Below are 18,492 nucleotides of genomic sequence, written 5' to 3' on the forward strand. Positions count from 1 at the left end.
ATACCAATCCCTCATACACTCTATCCAAGACGATGTTCCTTTCATCCATAACCATCATGAGTACTCATTACCAGGTGAATCCCTCTACTCTTAACATAATAGTTACCTATGGTAACATAAGCACTTCTTTGAATTATTATAGGTATAAACACTGCTTTCTTAAACCCTAAATCGGTTTTTAATTTATAATTGATCTAAATTAAAATCCAAAGGGTTATTATATGGCTCAAAACGATGATCAAAAAAATCAAAACCCAACACAACAAAAGATAACCACCGGACCAAAAGTCCAAGAGTTAGTTATTTGCGTTCGCCATGGAGACAAAGATGAGGTAGAGAGATTACTTGAAGAAGGTGTAGATATTAATGCTAAGTGGCGGGGGAATGCTCTAACGCCAACAGCCTTACATGAGGTTGCTAGATTTCAACGTAAAAAAGTAAAGAATTCAGCGGATACTAATGCCGAAAAGGAAGATATGGTGAGGTATTTAATTGAGAGAGGGGCAAGTGTTAATATTCAGGATGGAATAGGAGCTACACCTTTACATTATGCCGTTCAAAATGGAAGTCAAAGTATTGTACAGTATCTAATTGAGCACGAAGCAAAGATTGATACTCAAGACGAGCTTGGAAAGACTCCTTTGCATTATGCTGCTGAAGATGGAAATCTAGGCACTATCCAGTCTTTAATTGAGAGAGGCGCAAATATTGAGGTTGCAGACAAGGGGGGGAAAACTCCTTTACATTATGCTATTGAAAATGGAAGTCAAAGTATTGTACAGTATCTAATTGAGTACGAAGCAAAGATTGATACTCCAGACAAGAATGGCAAGACTCCTTTACATTATGCTGCTACACACGCACAGAAAGATATTGCGGATTACTTAGTCGGACAAGGTGCAAATATTAATGCTGTAGACAATAACAAAAGGATTCCCTTACATCTCGCAGCTGAACGTGGCGATCTAGATACTGTGCAGTATTTGGTTGGACAACAAAGTACGAGCATTAATGCCTTAGACAAAGCAGGACGCACTCCTTTACATTATGCTGCTACATGCATGCAGAAAGATATTGCGGAGTACTTAGTCGGACAAGGTGCAGATATTAATGCTGTAGACAATAACAAAAGGATTCCCTTACATCTCGCAGCTGAACTAGGAGGTCCAGATACTGTGCAGTATTTAGTTGGACAAGAAGGCGCAAAGATTAATGCTGTAGACAAGGACGGAAGCGCTCCTTTGCACTTAGCTGTTGGTGATACGCACTTATCTTTTTTTCGTAGATCTAAAGATGTTGACGTAGTTAAAACGTTACTTCAGGGGGGTGCTGATGTCAATTTGAAAAATAACATAGGGCAAACCCCTCTATCCTATACCTCCAATAATCCAGAGATTAAAAAATTGCTGGAAGATGCCAAAAATAATCAGCCCCCTCAAACCGCACAATCTAATTCTATAACTTTAGGAAGTACAGGACAAACATATACTTCTCCACCTCCTAAAAATATTGATCCTAACACACCAATCCAGACGAGTCCTAATGTTGATGACTTACCACCTCCGCCACCTCCACAACAAGCAGATTCGCTCTCTCCTATTGCAAACAAAGAAGCAACTGTATTAAGGGCAGAAGTTAGCTCGTCATCCCCTAACGCCTCTGAAATACAAGGTACTTCAGTACCAGGCTCAACACCACCACCATCAGCAGCTACTCTTACTCCAGAAACCACACCTAAAGGTACAACACAAGAGCAACAGACATTGGGAAATGTTCAAGGAGAATGGCAAAATGTTACAAGAAGCTCGGGTAAAATAAACTTAGGCAAAAAGTCTTTCGAAGGAGAAGAAAGAGGTTCCGTTGATTCTGGCTCTATAACTCTTGATGACATCCCACCAGAATCAAATGACACTACTAATATCCATCAAAACCAAAACGTAGTAGCAAATACTAGCAGCAAAAAAGTAGACGAGTTTGGAGATGCAGAGGATGTTAGTCCAACAGGTTCTGAAAGAACCTCATCTACAAACACTCCACAAAATTTCGCTCTGGAAAATCACAATTCGAAGCCTATAAGTATAGTTCCTGGTTCATCTGGTCCACAAGATCTCGATATTGACACATTAGATAACCTAGGTAATGCCCCCTTACATCGAGCCGTTCTAACAGGGGATGCGAAGGATGTAAAAGCTCTTATTGAGCAAGGTGCTAATGTTAATGTTAAGGATACTTTTGGATCAACTCCTCTACATCGAGCCGCTGTTTTAGGAAATAAAGATATTGTTAAATATTTGATTAACCAAGGGGCTGATATTAAAGCTACAAACAACATCGGGTCAACTCCTTTACATGAGGCTGTTCAGTCAGAAAATAAAACTTTAGTTGAATATTTAGTGAAAAAAGGTGCTGAGGTTAATGCTAAAAATGAACTTGGAGCGACTCCATTAGATGTAGCTAATCGGTTGAAAAATAAAGCTATCGTGAAATATTTAGCTACAAAAAGTCCAGGCATGACTGTTAGAGAAAAAGATGACAAAATGCCCGAAGAATTAGCTCAAAACAACCAGATCAAAAATGTTACTAGCAAATCAAAGCAAAAATCACAAGCTTTGCCAAGAGACGTAACACAACCATCTCCACAAATAACAGCGCCTCAAGATACAACAAAAGATGCTACCAAACAAGCTGATAAATCAACGAAAAGTGTAAACGTATTTGGTAATAGCGGAATGAACATAGCTAATATGTTTAACATAACAAAATCTACAAGAGTAGATAAACCTTTTGAAGAAAAAACGATTCCTCAAATGCGTCAAGAAATCATTAGAGATCTAAAAGAGAATAATTCTCAAAAAGATATTGAAGCTATTAGGTTAAAGACTCAGCTGTATTACGAAAAGATGCGTGATGAAAATAAAATAGAAACAAAGCCTTTAGCTTTTGAATTCAAGAATACAGAAAGCCCTGAAGAGTGGGATCGCATATCCAGAGCATTAGGTAATTATATAACTGCTACCGATAAAGAAGGAAATAATATACTGCACCAGATGGCCGAAAAGGGCAATATGGTAGGAATAGAAAATTTGCTACGAGGATCAATGAATGCTGTAGATCAAGCTGTACTTTTAGAACAAAAGAATAATAGAGGAAGAAATGCTACAACCACAGTTATTGGTGCCCACGCAGAAAATTCCCCCTTTTTTGACTTAGCAGCTGAATTGTTGATAAATTCAGTAGATGATTATATTAATGAGAAGGAATGGAAACCAATTTATGATGAACATAATTTAACTTATATGCCTCCTTCTTACTCTACTTATACTTCGCCAACAAGGTATAAAAAGGGTTTAACAAAAGCCCTTGAAGTTCTATCTAGGGCTGGCGCTATTGATACACTGCAACCTGGACTACCACCAGAAGTCTTCAAAAATTTAGTAAATCACAAGATGTCAGATCGTGAATTTGACGAGATTAAGCCCAGCTACGTTCAGTCTAAAGATGCACTCGTAATACAAAATGATCGTGTTATAGATGCATTAAACAAAGGCTCCTCCACTGTTGCTAAAGAAGCTATGGCAGATTTTGAGAAATCCTTAGATCATAGTCCAGGATTAAGGCTTGCTCTAGAAAGAAACCCAACTGCATTATCTAATTTGGCTGACATAGCGATTAATCAACCATTAGATCATCCAAATTTAACGAAAGTGTTAGGTAGGATTGCTATTGAGTCTTTAGATCAAAGGACGAATTCAGGTGAACAAAATATAACTAGAGCTTTAGAAAACAACCCAGCTTTAGCCAAATGTATGCAGTTTGTAGATGCTGTGAAGGCAGAATATACGGAACGTAAAGGTTTAGAAGAAAAGATTGATATAGCTAAAAATTATATTAAGCAAAATAGTGAAAAAATATCACAGGCTCTTAAACCAAAAGAACGACAAATTGATCCAACTCAAGATAGATCGGGTAAAACCCCTCAAGAGCTACAAATAGAAGGACAAAGAACACAACCTAACGCACAATCTTCAGATGGACCAGCTCAAACAAATACACCTGAGCAGACATCTCAAAATACTCCTCAGCCAACCGTGGATAAACGGCCGCCAATTTTTAACGTATTGGGTAAGAGAAAATCCAAAGGTATGAATGTAACCGATCTGCCTAACCCTATAAACATTAGATCAACTCCTAAATCTTTTGAGCAAAAAAGCACTTTTGAGATGCGCGAAGATATCCTAAGCGATATAAGAACTCCTGGAAGAGATAATGAAGTTACAACTTCAAAAATTCAAACATACTACGAAGAGTTAAATAAGCAAAATAAAGTAGCAGAAAGACCATTAGCTCATGAATTTGCTCGGACAAATGATGCGGAAGAGTTACGTCAGGCAGCTAGGGGGCTCGGTAATGAAATACATGCTAGGGATGACAAAGGAAACAGTCTTCTTCACATTATGATCCAAGAAGGAAATCTTCGAGGCGCCGAAAATTTATTATCCTCCGTTACTCCCATAAACAGAGCGCGACTTTTAGAGGGTATAAATGTAGAAGGACATACTCCTGCAGACGTCGCAATCAACTCTTATAAAGAGTCAACAGCTTCTAAGTCTCGAATGAAATTCATTAATGAAAGTAAAGAATCAACGGAGCAAAAGAAATTAATTAAAACCCTCGGGCTATTATATGATTTTGGAGCTATAGATACTATGAGAGACTACTTACCTGAAAGAGTCTTAAAAAAATTAGCAGATCATAAGATGCCAGATGCAGAATTTGCACAGATTAAACCTAGTGCTGTTGATAATAAAACAAAACTTGTAATGGCAAACGAGCTCGTGATGCGTAGTTTAGTGGAAGGCAATGAAGTAGACGAAAAAGCTCTGGGAGATTTTGTAAGCTCCTTAAGACATAGTCCAGGATTAAGACGTAGATTAGAACAAAATCCAGTTGTATTATCGAATTTAGTAGATCAATCTACTATTCACCCAGATTTACCAGAAGTACTAGGCACAATTGCTCTTGAGTCTTTAGATCAAAGAACGATGCCCAATCAGCAAAGCATAAATAGAGCTTTAGAAAATAACGAAGGCTTAGCTAGATGTATGGATTTTGCGTATAACACACAAGCACAAGAGAATTATATCAATGATAATAATAGGAAAGAATTAGAACAAAAGCTTCACTTAGTACAAACTTACTTCAATCCTGATATTGGAGATATATCAAAAGCAATACAAGAGCCTAAACCAGAACTTACCCAACAAGCTTCAGTTGAAATAGACAAAGAGATTAGACAACCTGTTACTGAGCTAAATCAAATCGACAAACCTACTGATCCAAAGCATTCACCACAAGAACACACACAAGCTGTTCAACAATTCTTGCAAACGGGTAAAGAGTTTATACACGCCATTGGTCAAGCTCCTCAAGAAATTAAATGGAGAGATATTGGACCAGGAAAACAAGAATTTAGATTTACTGTTGATGGTCAGAAAGAAGATAGAATTACTGCAAGCCTTGTCAAATACAAAGATGGAGGGGTATGTAGGCGTCTTGAAATTCCTGATACCATGGAATATAAGGGTGAGGTTAGCATGTCATTTGCCGTAAGGTATGATGGTAATGAAATGGTTCCTGATGCACCAGACGTACCTCGTTTGAACGTAAAGTTTGAAGGAGGAAAAAAAGTAGGATGTGAAATTACAGGTCGCTTTGAGCAAATCTTTGATAAAGGCAAAGATGATGAGCCGTTATATGCCATTAGAGATGGTAAAAAAGTTTATTTTGGAATGACATGTGGTGATTATAGAGCTCTGCAGGCAGAAATAAGTCAAAATCGCTCACAAGGTCTTGCTGGTGATAAAATTGAAAAATCTCAGCCCGCATTAGCATTAGATGGGGTAAACATTGGTCCAAATCGCCAAAAGCAGCAAGAGATATACAGACCACAACCATCTCCTACAAAGCCACAACGCACGTTAGAAGATATAGAGGGTACTGCACTTAGTGCTGCCGCCAAAATGTTTGACAAAGCCGAAAAAGCTGTTGCACAAAAAGAGGGCCAAGATGCAGCACTCAATGCAGCTGCAAAAATGTTTGACACAGCTGAAAAGGAGATTGCATCGAAACCTCAAACAATTCAATCACCTGAAGATATAGCAAAACTGCTAAAAGAAGCAGAGCAATCATTAGGATCAATGGAACGAGACATTACCAATCTAAAAAAGAAGCGTCAAAGTGTTTTAGATATTTTTGATGATAAACTTAATCAAGAAGCATCGCCTCAACAAAGAAAAGAAGATGAAAAGGCTTATACTCCAGTCAAAGAAGATGAGCTTAAGATGATAAAAGCAGATACGCAATATGATATATTTAAAACTCGCCTAGCAGGTTTAGAGGATAGAATTAACAACCCCCAGAATTATGGAACTGAAAATGCAAAAGATTTAAAAGAAAGTTTTCAAAACTTTCAAAACGATATCGGAGAGATAAAAAAAGAATTTCAGGTATTAAGCCAAGATTATGACGCTACCATACAAAATGAGACTCCCAGAGCTAAAGAGCAGCCTAAAATTGAAACTGAAGATCCTAAAGTAGAAACGCCCCCACAATCAGGACCTTCAGAACAAGCTATAGTTCCAACTCAAAGTACCAAAAAATTCATTGAACAAGGTAGCTTGGGACAGGTTAGTGGATTAGAGATGGAAGTAATCAAGGCGATACTTGAAGGTAAAGAAATTGACAGATTACGTTCAAGCTGGATTAAAAAAGCAGCTAAAGACATAGAAGGTCCACAAGAAGAAAGAAGAGCGGGTGCTGTAGAGAAAGTTGATAGTGCTATTAGAAAATTTGAAAGTATCGCTCCAACCTTAATAGCTAAAGACAGAGAAGACGCTTCCAAACAAGATATTAGTCAATCCGCAGGAGAAGAGCAAAGGAGAGTTCTTGAAGAAAGAGCCTTAAGAGGAATCATAGATGGTAGACGCACCTCAGATGAAAGTAGGATGCAAGATTTAGCAGCTAAAATGAAATTAGAAGAAATAGCAGCTAAGCAACCACAACCGCCAACAATACAGATACCGCCACAACCACTATTAGCCATAGAAGACGACCCTGCTCGTAGGACTAAGGCAGAGGATATCACGCCACCACCTCCTTCACGAAGACAGGCTGAAGAAGGGGCCACAGTTGATTCATCTCTATCGCCTGATATAAAACCTTCGCAAGAAATAGACCTCAATAAGTCTAACGATCCCGCTCGTAGGACTAATGCAGAGGATATCAAGCCACCACCTCCTTCAGGAAGACAAGCAGAAGAGGGGGCCACAGTTGATTCATCTCTATCGCCTGATATAAAACCTTCGCAAGAAATAGACCTCAATAAGTCTAACGATCCCGCTCGTAGGACTAATGCAGAGGATATCAAGCCACCACCTCCTTCAGGAAGACAAGCAGAAGAGGGGGCCACAGTTGATTCATCTCTATCGCCTGATATAAAACCTTCGCAAGAAATAGACCTCAATAAGTCTAACGATCCCGCTCGTAGGACTAAGGCAGAGGATATCAAGCCACCACCTCCTTCAGGAAGACAAGCAGAAGAGGGGGGCATAGTTGATTCATCTCTATCGCCTGATATAAAACCTTCACAAGAAATAGATCAAGATAAGGCGGTAGATCTCTCTAATTCTGAGCAAGCAAAATCTGTAACAACTCAACAATCAGTACAAAATACCTCCGCTGACAAAAAAGAAAATCAAGCAGCAAAGATTGCAGAAGATAATGCCATAGAACGTACTTCTAAAGAAGGAGCTGCGGCTATGGCTGCTGCTGCTGGGCTTGCAACAAATGTTGTAGCCACAGCAATTAGCTCTGCTACCCAAAACGTAAGTAAAAAAATCGCTAAGGAAAAAGTAGCAAATTTTGCCGCACCTCCATCTCAAGCTCAGACAATACCTCAAGAACCTCAAGCAGTTGCTGTATCAAATAATCAGCAGATTGAAGAGGATAAAAAAGCAAAAGAAAATTATATAGCAACTCTTGAAAATCGACGTGATGAGGCTCGAGAGTATTTAAAAGATATAAGTCCAGCTGTTGAAAATTTACAAAAAGGTCTAGAAGATTTAACGGAAAAAACTACCCAACTTAAATCTAATCATCCTATTCAACGAGACTTACCAAAACATCAAGAAAAATTCAATGAAGTACAAAATTTTCGTCAAGAGGTTGCAAATGGTCTAGCTGTTCTCGAAGAAGAAATCAAAAGAGTTAATCAATCAGATGCTACTGTACCAGATGAGCAAGAGCGTAGACAATTTGGAGCCCCCGTGAGAAGTTCCGAGGAAGATTTAAAATTAATTAACACTCTCTCTGATTCTATACAAAAATCTAATGAAGCTGGACAAAAAACTTTGGATAAAAAAGAACTTGAGAGGTTAAGGAAAACTGCAGCAAGGTTAGCTAAAATTCAACAAGGATTAAAGCAACAGCAAGATCAATTAAAAAGGTCAATTGAAAAAAGAAATGCAGCAACTACTATACAATCTGCATATCGTGGAATGAAGGGTAGAGAAGTTGCTAGAGAAGAAAAAGGAAAAGCAGATTATCTTGTCGCAATTCAAACTCGCAAGAATGAATCTCAAACATATTTAGATACTATTAATCCAGCTATTGAACAAACCTCTAAGGCTCTTGAAAAGTTAAAAGAGGATGCGAGTAAGCTCAAAAAACTCGAAGAAGTCGAAGGCTTTAAGGACAAAGCCAAGGATAGTCAAGATAAATACCAAGAACATAGCAACAATTTTAGAAACATACAGGGTGATCGTAATGAGATTCAGGATAGGCTAAATCAGCTGGATGAAGAAATGGTGAGAATGGAAAAACCTGGGGAAGTCATACCAAAAACTGAAGAGAGGCCAAAATATACAAATCCAATAAGAGATGTTGGGACTGCCATAGAAGTAATTAATAAATTTTCTGATTCAATCAAACAAACTAATTTAGAAGTAAACAATACCTTACGGGAGTATAATCAAGTTCAAAAAGCTCAAAAACAAGAAGCAGCTAGAATAGCAGAAATGGATAGGGGGCAATACATTAAGGCTCTTGAATCAAGAATATCTGAAGGTAAGTCTTATCTAAATAGTCTTGGAGAAGTGGGAGAAAGTCTTGAAGAATTGAAAAACACCGTAAAGCCTTTAAGAGAAGATCATCCTGCTAAACAAGATTATGCAAAAATCTCTAATGAGTTTGAAAATCGTAATACAGAAGTAGAAGATAGATTACAAGAATTAAGGAATGAGCTAAAAAGAGTTCAAAACAAACTTTCTCCTATGCCCAGCCAAGATGAAAGGAAAGCTTTGGAATCTCCTTTAAAAATTAACGAAGATGACATAAATAAACTAAAAGATTCAATAGCATCTTCTAAAAAGATGGGCCTTGATGCTCAACTTGAAACTGTTCAAGCAATCACGCCGCCACCACAACCAGAAAAAGCTATAACCACTCCCTTACCTCCAATGGCTCGTATTTTAGAAGAAATCCAGCAAGATCAACGAGAGAGTGTAGCATTAGCTTCTCAAGCACCAGTTGTACAACAAAAAGATGAAGAAATTTTAAAGACCCTAGAAGAAGCTAGGAGGGCAGTACAAAATATTGGTCAAGCCATACAAGATATCAATTCAAGATTTACGGGCATGATGGATACTCTTGATGCAAGAGACAAGCAAGAAAAAGTTGATAGACCAGGGGATGGAGTAATCAGAATAGACATTAAAGAGGCTCAAAATAAAGTCACTAAGGTCACTAAGAGGTATGATGAACTTAATAAACGGCTTGAAAATTTAGCGCAAGGTCTAGATTCTGAGGTATATGGTGATAAATATGGAAAACCCACGGAGGAGAAATTGAAAAGTATTATAAAAGAGGCAAAAGAGACAAATCAATCCATTCAGACAGTAAGAGATGAACATGCTATAACTCTAAATAATGAAATATTTAAACAATCTCCATCTGCAGAACAAAAAGCCGATGCACCTGAGCAGATAGTAAAACAAGAGACAGAGGCTCAGAAACCTAAACCAGAATTATCCTCTCAAACTCCGTTAGAAGAATCTCCATTACAAAATGAAGCAACTTCGCAAAATATTGGAAAATCGTCATTTTTACAACAACGCGAAAATCTCACGCTATCAAATAACGTAGAAGCCTTTGGAGAAAATTCTCTCAAGGGTGTAACTGTAGCAAGGTCTGGAAGCACTAGCCTTAAAGTAGAACAAACCTCTGTATCTTCAAGTGCAGATGTAGGGACTACATCGAACACTACCCAAGCAATGGCAGAGATTCAGACACCTGAAATTAGGACTACAGCTCCTGATTTAAGAAGAGGAGATGATACAACTCAAAAAACTGATAGCTTAGTACCAACAAACACCGATATGAGTAACGCACTTACAATAAACGTTGGATCATCAACTCCAAGCCAAACACCAGAAATAGCACCACCAGCTCCAACAAAAGCCACAGTTTCTATCGGGGGCCTTAATGTAATTGATAGTTCTAAATATGTAAAACCTGAAGTTACTACTCCTCTAACCGAAACAGCAGAACCGATCACGCCAAAACAAAGCGAAGCTGACAAACTCATAGAAAAAATAGAAGGTGATCTGAGGAAGATGCGTGATGCAACAAGCTCAGCTGGAGCAAAAAAAACAGGACTTATGGAAAACTTCGTAGAAGCTAGAAAACTAGGTGCTCCAAATCTTCCAACGGAAGAATCGCTTCAAAAACTAGGCAAAGATACATTAGATAGATTAGAAAAAGATTATAAAGAATTTGAAGAAAGGTTAGCAAAATTTAGAGAAGATAAAGAAAATCAGCAGGAAAGTTTAAACAAGTTGTCTAATGAGGTAGCCGCTAAAAATGGGCAAGAAATAGGATTGCTAAATAGTGTCACTACAAATATAGATAAACAAAATGCAGAATTAGAAAAAGCAATTCAGGTTGAAAGGCCAAAATTAGCAACGACTGAGCAATATGCTCAAGCACAAAAAAGTATTGATGACATACAACAAGAAGTTAGTAGACTAAGGACAAAAATACAAGATATAAGTCAAAAGGATTTAGAAGAATTAGCTATAAATTCAACACTTATGCCTAAGGAGCTCAAGAACAGGTTACAAGGAACATCTTTGACAGGTGATAACATAGGAGAAATATTAAATAAAGAAGTTAACAAACTTGAGGAAAAAATAGAAAAAACAAGAGAAACTTTAAATTCACCAGATTCTAAACGATATATTAAAACTAACGATATCTTAAGCATACCAGGTAGTTTAAGAAATGACCTAAAAGGTATTAATAATAATTTGACGGACATTAATCAAAGTATACAAAAATTACCAAAACTAAAAGTCAAAACTACAGCACCGGAAGTAGTTAAAGAATCTGATGTACCCCCATCAGCTCCTCTGGTCGCAAGAGCGGCAGAACCGGATACTAACTCTTTGCCTTTACATCCATTACCCACAAATACTAAGGAACAAAGCGCTCCTAACCCTGTTGAACAAAATATTTCTCTAACACCGCTACCACCTCTGGAAATAAAAAGATCAGAGCCTCCGAAGCCTGAACCAATGAAGGAGGAATTAACAACATTGTTTAATCAAGCTAATGAACTTCTCAAAAAACAAGATGATGCTAATAAACAATTTTCTAATAAAGTGAATGAAATCGAACTAAAAATTGAGGCACTAGAAGGCGCCGATCCTGATAAAGCAAGTAAGGCCTATAGTCAACTTAATGAAATACAAAAGAGAGAAGGTCTAGTTTCGTTTAAAGAGTTAGAAAAAATAGAAAAAGACGTAAACTTAAAAGACGAAGAAAGGAAAAAAGCTTTGGGGGGATTCGTGCGATCTGTAGAAGAATCTATAAAGACTACTACCAGCAAGAATCAAGAATTAGAGGAATTTTCTAAAAATATGGAGACAACCTCCTTAACAAAAACCCTAGAACAAAACTTAGATATCAACACTCAAACTCAACCTATACAAAACCAAACTCCAGTATCTTCGCCTGAACCTGTAACAAGAACTGCAGATCTACCTCAGTCACAAAGAGAAGAAGTAGCCACAGAACAGTTTCGGAGTGTATTGCAACAAATAACAGAAAGACCAACGAAAGAAGATCAAAGCAAACTTAACACAGTATATAGAAAAGGCTATAGTGGAGCTAAGAATAGAGTAAGATTAGCCCCTATCTCAAATGCTCCGACCATACCACCTCAAGTGGTTCAGGTTCCTCCCCCCCATCCTGTTCCAGTTCCTCCTCCCCATCCTGTTCCAGTTCCTCCTCCCCATCCTGTTCCAGTTCCTCCTCCCCATCCTGTTCCAGTTCCACAAAGTGTTGAAGAGTCAAGACCTCGCCAAGCTTCAACTATGCCTCCTAAACCTCCAATATCTACACAGGCACCAACAGCTGTAAGAGATTCTTCACCTCTACCTCAAGCAGTCCCTACAGGTCCATCACAACCTGCAGTTATTAGCCCAGCCCCGCCAACAGTCAGTGATACACCAAGTCAAACTACTAAAACTGGATCTGATAATGTTAACCGAGGTGAGAAATTAGTAGAGACTTCTACTCCATCAACGCCTGTACAACCGACAACTCTAGAATCACCATCTGTACCTCAACCAACAACGACAGATTTAAGGAAAGTAAGTGAAATAAGGGTACAGTCAAATGATATTTCAGTTAATAAACAAACTGAGCCAACTACTAATCCAGTTACTGTAACTTATGGAAATTCTGCAGCCGGAAAACAAGAAAAACAAAGGCCAGTGTATGGTTCGGGAGTAGGGCAATCATTCCCTCTAGACGAAACAAATAATAAAGCTTTAAGCACAGAAGCACAACCTTCTACAACTCAACATTCTGAAGGACGGGGACAATTGTCAAAGGCTGATTTACAACCATTACCAAGCATTCAGTCCAATTCAAACCGATCAGCTGACCCATGGGTTAAGAAATCTTTGGACCAACTGGCAAAAGAAGCCTCTGATAAAGCTGCGGCTGCCCCAGAACATGCTAAAGTTGCTAATTCAGCATCTACTACAGATCTGCACCTCCCAGCAAGAAACGAAACTCAAAGCGTAAATGAACGTTTAAGTGAAATGACAGGTAATTTAGCGGGTGGACCCAAACCTAAAGACCCTAATCTGTCTGATGGAAAAAATACATCTTCGGCTCTCGAGAAAGACGGCGATAAAGAGCCTATACAAAGCGCTGTAACTGTTTGGGGAGAAGTTCCAAAAAATCAGCAAAACACAACACCTAGACCAGAAGATTTATCTGGTTTGGCAAAAGTTGCTGACGAAGCGGCTAAATTATCTGGACTAAAACAAGAACGGAAAACGTTAGAAGGAAAATTAGAAGAAGCAACTGTAAATAAGGTAAAAAATACTACCTTGTGGAGTAAGATTCCTTTAACGCAAGCGTGGGCAGAGAGTGATAACTCCAACAAAGTTTATGACCAGGCACATAAAGAATTAAACGAAGTGGACAATCAAATAAAAACTTTAACAGTCCCAAGAAGCGACAAAATGCAACAACAAGGTTTAGAGGGGCCTGAAGCGGTATTTTCTTTACCACAAGGCCTTATGAATCCTGAAGGAAATCCTTATCAAAAATCATCTCCAGGAGCAAACCAAGGGGTTACGGATACATGGGCAGATGCAGTAAATCACATAAATGGTTTTACGCCAATAAGAGAAATACTAGAACAAGATTCTACAAACAAAGGTGCAATTCAAGAAGCGCAAGACTTATTTGAAAATTATGATCACGACATTGAAGGTAACGCCGTAGCATTTTCTTGTTATACAAATCTGCGACATGGTGGTAGAGCTGGTAGTAATATAGCGAAACAATTAAATGTTTCAAAAAATATTGCAATTAGAGAGGAGCTATCAAAAACATTAGGGGCAGAAATGAAACGTAGTCTTGAAAGACAACAATCTTTGGGATCACCGACAGTTCACAGCAATACCACTCCTAGAGGTAATCAACCTAATAACAAACACCATAAAGGGGGAGCATTCATAGGGTAAAAAGTTTTATACGCAATAGTTTAGTCTAAAAGTATAGAGGCTATAGATCATACTCCAACTAAGGTTTATCGCCATTTTTATAAATTTATTCCTGTTTTATCAAAGACTTGGGCCAGTCTTTTGCCTTGTATTAGGTCTGGGAGTGCTAATGGTTCTAGAACGTTTCAAAGGTCTCAAAGAGGACGCTAGTTGTTGGATTATTGTAGGAGGCACTATTGATGCCTTGTAGCTGTCGCGGTGTTTTGATGTTAGTATTTTTGCTAAACTGTCAGAATTAGACATTTTATTTTGATACAGTTCATCTCTCGTGTTTTTACCTAGTTGTTTGCCAAACATCATGGCTTGTTCAGGTCCAAGATTAGAGTATTCTGGTTTATTTGCTATATCTACGGCTGCTGATACAATTGCATTGATCACTTGGTATGGTGGAACTCCTTTTTTTGATAAATCCTCTTTAAAAGGGGTTTGTTGACCTGTAACTTTTGCTATCATACCCGCCGCTAAGGCTACAATTACTTCTTTTTTGCCTTCAACTTCGTCATGCTCCACAAGCTGAGTCGCTAAAATTGTTCCCACCAAGTGTGGCTTTAACTTTCTGCTTGCTTGTAAAGTATCTGCATTTTGTATTAACATATCTGTTATTTCTGTTCCCAATCCTATGCTATCAAGATCAAATTTACTTTTATCTAATTTCTTAAAATTCAATAAAGCTGCTTCGTGTTGTTGTTTATTGTATTTTAAACCTTGTTCGTTTGGTTTAACTTGAGAGATAATAGCCCTGGCAGCGCTATTAGCAAGTTCTTTTATTTTTTTGGGATTATTTTCTAAAGCTTTAATGCTTTTGGGACCAAGTACGTCGACAAAATCTTGTACTACACCATTTAGCCCTGCTATATCATTGGAGTTTTCTACGGCTTCAATCGCTTTTTCTAGATGCCCGGCTGTGAAATTTGCTCGAGCTTCTGGACTTCTTAAATATTCAACTACTTGTGTAGTAACTTGAGTTTTAGCTTCGGCTTCATCAGTGATGATTTGGATTTTAGCTTGAGAGTAATTATTATCGCTCATAATATGATTATAATATGTTTAATCATTATCTTAAGCTAAAAATAGATGAGTCATGTAAATTAAATAACCTTTGAATTGCTGTAGATCAATCTCGCTACTTTTTTACAACATAATCTAAAAACTAAAGAGCCTTTTCGCTTTTTATTCATAGTAGCTCGTAAGTACCTTTTTATAACATCCCCATTATTTTCAAGATATTCGATAGTTATTTACTGCTAGTAATTAATATGTCAGAATGATTGGCATTGAAACTTATATGTAGATATACTATAATAAAAATGTGCAGGTTTGCATTTTAGTGTAACTAAAAATACATGGTATTTGTATGATAAGAAATCTAACACCTAAGAAAGATAAGCTTTCTTTATCCAATATTCAAAATCGCTTGAATAGTATGTTTGAGGACTTTTTTGCGGACGTGCCAATTATTCATGGAATGACGCCAATGCGACAATTTCCTTCAGTTAATGTTGCTGAAACTAAAAACGAAATAGTGATTCAGGCAGAATTACCGGCCGTGAATAAAAACGATATCAAAATAGATACACTCAAAGATCGCATTATAATTACTGGGGAGAAAAAAGATGAAAATCGTCAAGAAGAATCTACTTTTCATCTTTATGAAATTTCGTACGGTAAGTTTCAAAGAAGTATTAACTTGGGTTTTGACATAAATCCAGATAAGGTGGATGCTTCGTTTTCTGACGGCGTACTTGTCATCAAAGTTAGAAAACCTGAGGAAAAAAAGGATACAGTTAAAACCATTCCTGTGCACTAGGAATGGTGCTGTTTTATCATAATAATACTTTCTATAAGACTTTTTAACTATAATTCATAAACATACTTTTAAGCGTTAAAAAAATTTTCACTTGACAACTTATGGGATATATGTTTAAATAACAATTGTACCGATCGTTCGGTACAATTTTAATAATTAAAACAAGCAAGATATTATGAATAAATATGGAATCGTAATTTTATCAAACCCAAACCATAATCAAGAAGAATCTTTAGGTAGAGTACTTAATGCTTTAGTATTAGCTAATGATTTGAATCAACAAGGTAAGGAATTTCAAATCTTTTTTCAAGGAACGGGAACTCTTTGGGTAAATCTTTTAGAGGATGCATCACATCCTGGTCATGCTTTATATATGAATGTAAAACAAAAAGTAAAAGGAGCATCAAAAGCTTGCGCAGATATTTTTAAAGCCAATGTGACAACACTTCCGTTACTAGAAGAATTTCACATTCCTAACGTAGGAGGGGCAACAAGCCTTGCAAAATATATGCTGGAAGGTTATCATATGGTTTCATTCTAAGTATATGAAGAGAAAAATAATAGAACTACTTATACCGGTAATTTGCAACAAGGGATACTCAGAAATGAGTATCTCTTGCATAGCGAATGCAACAAAATTAAAAAAATCTAGTATCTATCATTTTTTTCCTGAAGGCAAAAGTCAAATAGCTCTAGAAATTATATTATACGTAGATGAAATATTATCAGCGCAATTTAATGAAATAATAAGCAACGACGCTGCTCCTAAGGTAAAATATTATAAATTGCTGGATGCTTTATCTGATTTTTATCAATTTGGCAAACGTAATTGCTTACTTGACGTTACAACAATTGCTAATGCAAATCCAAAAATACAAACAGCATCTAAAAATCTTTTGAATAAATTAATCAATACATTCTATTTAGTATTTACAGAACGCGGTCTTAATAAGCAAGAAGCTGAGCAAAAGGCTGTAGAAGTTATCACATTAATACAAGGAAGTTTGATATTATGTAGAGCTACAGAAGAAAATAAATTATTTTTAAACTTGATAAAAAGTTTAAAATCTAAATTTGATTTGTTAGATCACTAACTAAATTTTTTTGGTGAGATATTTAGAGCATCTGTGTGAGTATTGTCAAAAAAAGCAATACATTAAAATATACTTCATAACAATAAATAACAAAGCCCCAAAAACGTAAAAAAGCCAAAATTATCTGTTAGAGCAGTGAGAAATACGCTTGAAGCAGTAGCTGGGTCCAAATCCATACTATCTAATATGATTGGGATCAATGTGCCAAAGAGTCCCGCAACTATAAAATTTAATAATACCGAAGCAGCAAATATCAGACTTAGAACTGAATCTCCATAAGTGACAAAAATTACTAAAGATCCAATCCCCCCAAGAAGCATGGCATTGAGACAACTAGCTGTTATTTCTTTTATAATAATCCTTGTTATGTTTGATTTATTAATATCCTTTTTTGATAATGCTCTTACTGTTACGGTCATGGCCTGTGATCCAGCATTACCTCCCATCGATGTTACAATTTGCATAATAGAGGCTGTTGCAATAACTTTAGAAATTGTATTACTAAATTTAGATATCACTATAGCGCTGATAAAGGCTATTACTAAGTTCATAAAAAGCCATAAAAATCTGCTTTTAGTGGTCTCAAAAATAGTGCTAAAAGTATCTTGACGCACACCGGCTAATCCCATCATATCGGTTTCTGTGCTCTCTTCAATAATATAAAGCATATTTTCTATAGATACGCTACCTACAAGCTTACCCCCTTCATTCACAACTGGTACGATTGCAAGAGCATACTGTTTAAAGAAGTATACTAGCTCGTTGATTTCTTCATATGCGCGTACAATTTTTAACCCTTTGTTAAACAAACTACTTATAAGAGTATCGCCGCTATAAAAAAATAGTCTATGTAGCGAAATAGTAGAAATAGGTCTATATTGCTTATCAACAATAATTGCCGCATGCGGGTCTTGATCCATCTTATGTCTTTTTAGGGCAGCAATACTTTGGTCCACTGTCCAATGTTCGGCAAAGACTAGGAAATTAGTCTCCATAATACGGCCAACCGTATCGTGAGGATAAGTTAAACCTTCAGTGACAAGAGCTTTTTTGTTATCTGAAAAATGTTCGATTAAGCTACGAATCACATGTTCATCGTAGTCGTCAAGAACCTCAATACAATCTTCTAAATCTAATGTTTCGATAAGATTTGCAAGTGTTTCATATCCTAAAACTTCAAGTAATACGTTTTTAGCGCTTTCTCCCATCCAGACAATACTCTCTGGATCAAAGCTGTCCTGAGTAATGCTAATAATGGCTTTTTGCAATTTGTTCGAGCTGTGGTCTAGAACGGATGTAAAATCACTTGGATGTAGTTTTTTTATTAAGGTTTTAATGGCTGAGGTTTTATCCTCTTCAAAAAGAGCGCTTATTTGCTCAATAATTTCATCGATATTTTCGACGTATAGAGGTTTAAAGGTCTTTTTACGTGCCATTACATCTTTTTTAG

6 protein-coding genes are annotated in these 18,492 nt (G+C 37.0%); 4 read left to right on the forward strand and 2 right to left on the reverse strand.

Features of this window, described 5'->3' with window-relative positions; translation table 11 throughout:
* Nucleotides 1-221 precede the first annotated feature (221 nt).
* Nucleotides 222-14,102 (forward strand): ankyrin repeat domain-containing protein, encoded by a 13,881-nt coding sequence (locus phytr_RS00060; RefSeq protein WP_106873856.1) that lies wholly within the window; start codon nt 222-224, stop codon nt 14,100-14,102.
* 99 nt (nt 14,103-14,201) lie between these two features.
* Here phytr_RS00060 and phytr_RS00065 read toward each other — a convergent pair whose 3' ends face one another.
* Nucleotides 14,202-15,170, reverse strand: a complete 969-nt coding sequence (locus tag phytr_RS00065) for a hypothetical protein (RefSeq protein ID WP_106873857.1) — start codon at nt 15,168-15,170, stop codon at nt 14,202-14,204.
* A 325-nt stretch (nt 15,171-15,495) separates the two neighbouring features.
* On the opposite strand from phytr_RS00065, the gene phytr_RS00070 reads away from it, so the two are divergent.
* The 3 genes from phytr_RS00070 (at nt 15,496) to phytr_RS00080 (ending at nt 17,042) form a co-directional block, all read left to right on the forward strand.
* Nucleotides 15,496-15,948 (forward strand): Hsp20/alpha crystallin family protein, encoded by a 453-nt coding sequence (locus phytr_RS00070; protein WP_106873858.1) that lies wholly within the window; start codon nt 15,496-15,498, stop codon nt 15,946-15,948.
* Between the two features lie 175 nt (nt 15,949-16,123).
* Complete coding sequence (locus phytr_RS00075) at nt 16,124-16,489, forward strand: DsrE family protein (protein ID WP_106873859.1); 366 nt, start codon at nt 16,124-16,126, stop codon at nt 16,487-16,489.
* Nucleotides 16,490-16,493: 4 nt separating this feature from the next.
* Nucleotides 16,494-17,042 (forward strand): TetR/AcrR family transcriptional regulator, encoded by a 549-nt coding sequence (locus phytr_RS00080; protein ID WP_106873860.1) that lies wholly within the window; start codon nt 16,494-16,496, stop codon nt 17,040-17,042.
* Between the two features lie 74 nt (nt 17,043-17,116).
* On the opposite strand, the gene mgtE is transcribed toward phytr_RS00080, so the two are convergent.
* Nucleotides 17,117-18,478 carry a magnesium transporter gene (gene mgtE, locus phytr_RS00085; protein ID WP_106873861.1) on the reverse strand — a complete coding sequence of 454 codons (1,362 nt, stop codon included), beginning with the start codon at nt 18,476-18,478 and terminating at the stop codon, nt 17,117-17,119.
* Between the last annotated feature and the right edge of the window lie 14 nt (nt 18,479-18,492).

Source organism: Candidatus Phycorickettsia trachydisci, from assembly GCF_003015145.1.
Taxonomy (GTDB): domain Bacteria; phylum Pseudomonadota; class Alphaproteobacteria; order Rickettsiales; family Rickettsiaceae; genus Phycorickettsia; species Phycorickettsia trachydisci.

Bases quoted from the DNA above. Each gene is read 5' to 3' on its own strand.
- phytr_RS00080 (WP_106873860.1), top strand. From the start codon at position 16,494: ATGAAGAGAAAAATAATAGAACTACTTATACCGGTAATTTGCAACAAG.
- phytr_RS00070 (WP_106873858.1), top strand. From the start codon at position 15,496: ATGATAAGAAATCTAACACCTAAGAAAGATAAGCTTTCTTTATCCAAT.
- phytr_RS00075 (WP_106873859.1), top strand. From the start codon at position 16,124: ATGAATAAATATGGAATCGTAATTTTATCAAACCCAAACCATAATCAA.
- phytr_RS00060 (WP_106873856.1), top strand. From the start codon at position 222: ATGGCTCAAAACGATGATCAAAAAAATCAAAACCCAACACAACAAAAG.
- mgtE (WP_106873861.1), bottom strand. From the start codon at position 18,478: ATGGCACGTAAAAAGACCTTTAAACCTCTATACGTCGAAAATATCGAT.
- phytr_RS00065 (WP_106873857.1), bottom strand. From the start codon at position 15,170: ATGAGCGATAATAATTACTCTCAAGCTAAAATCCAAATCATCACTGAT.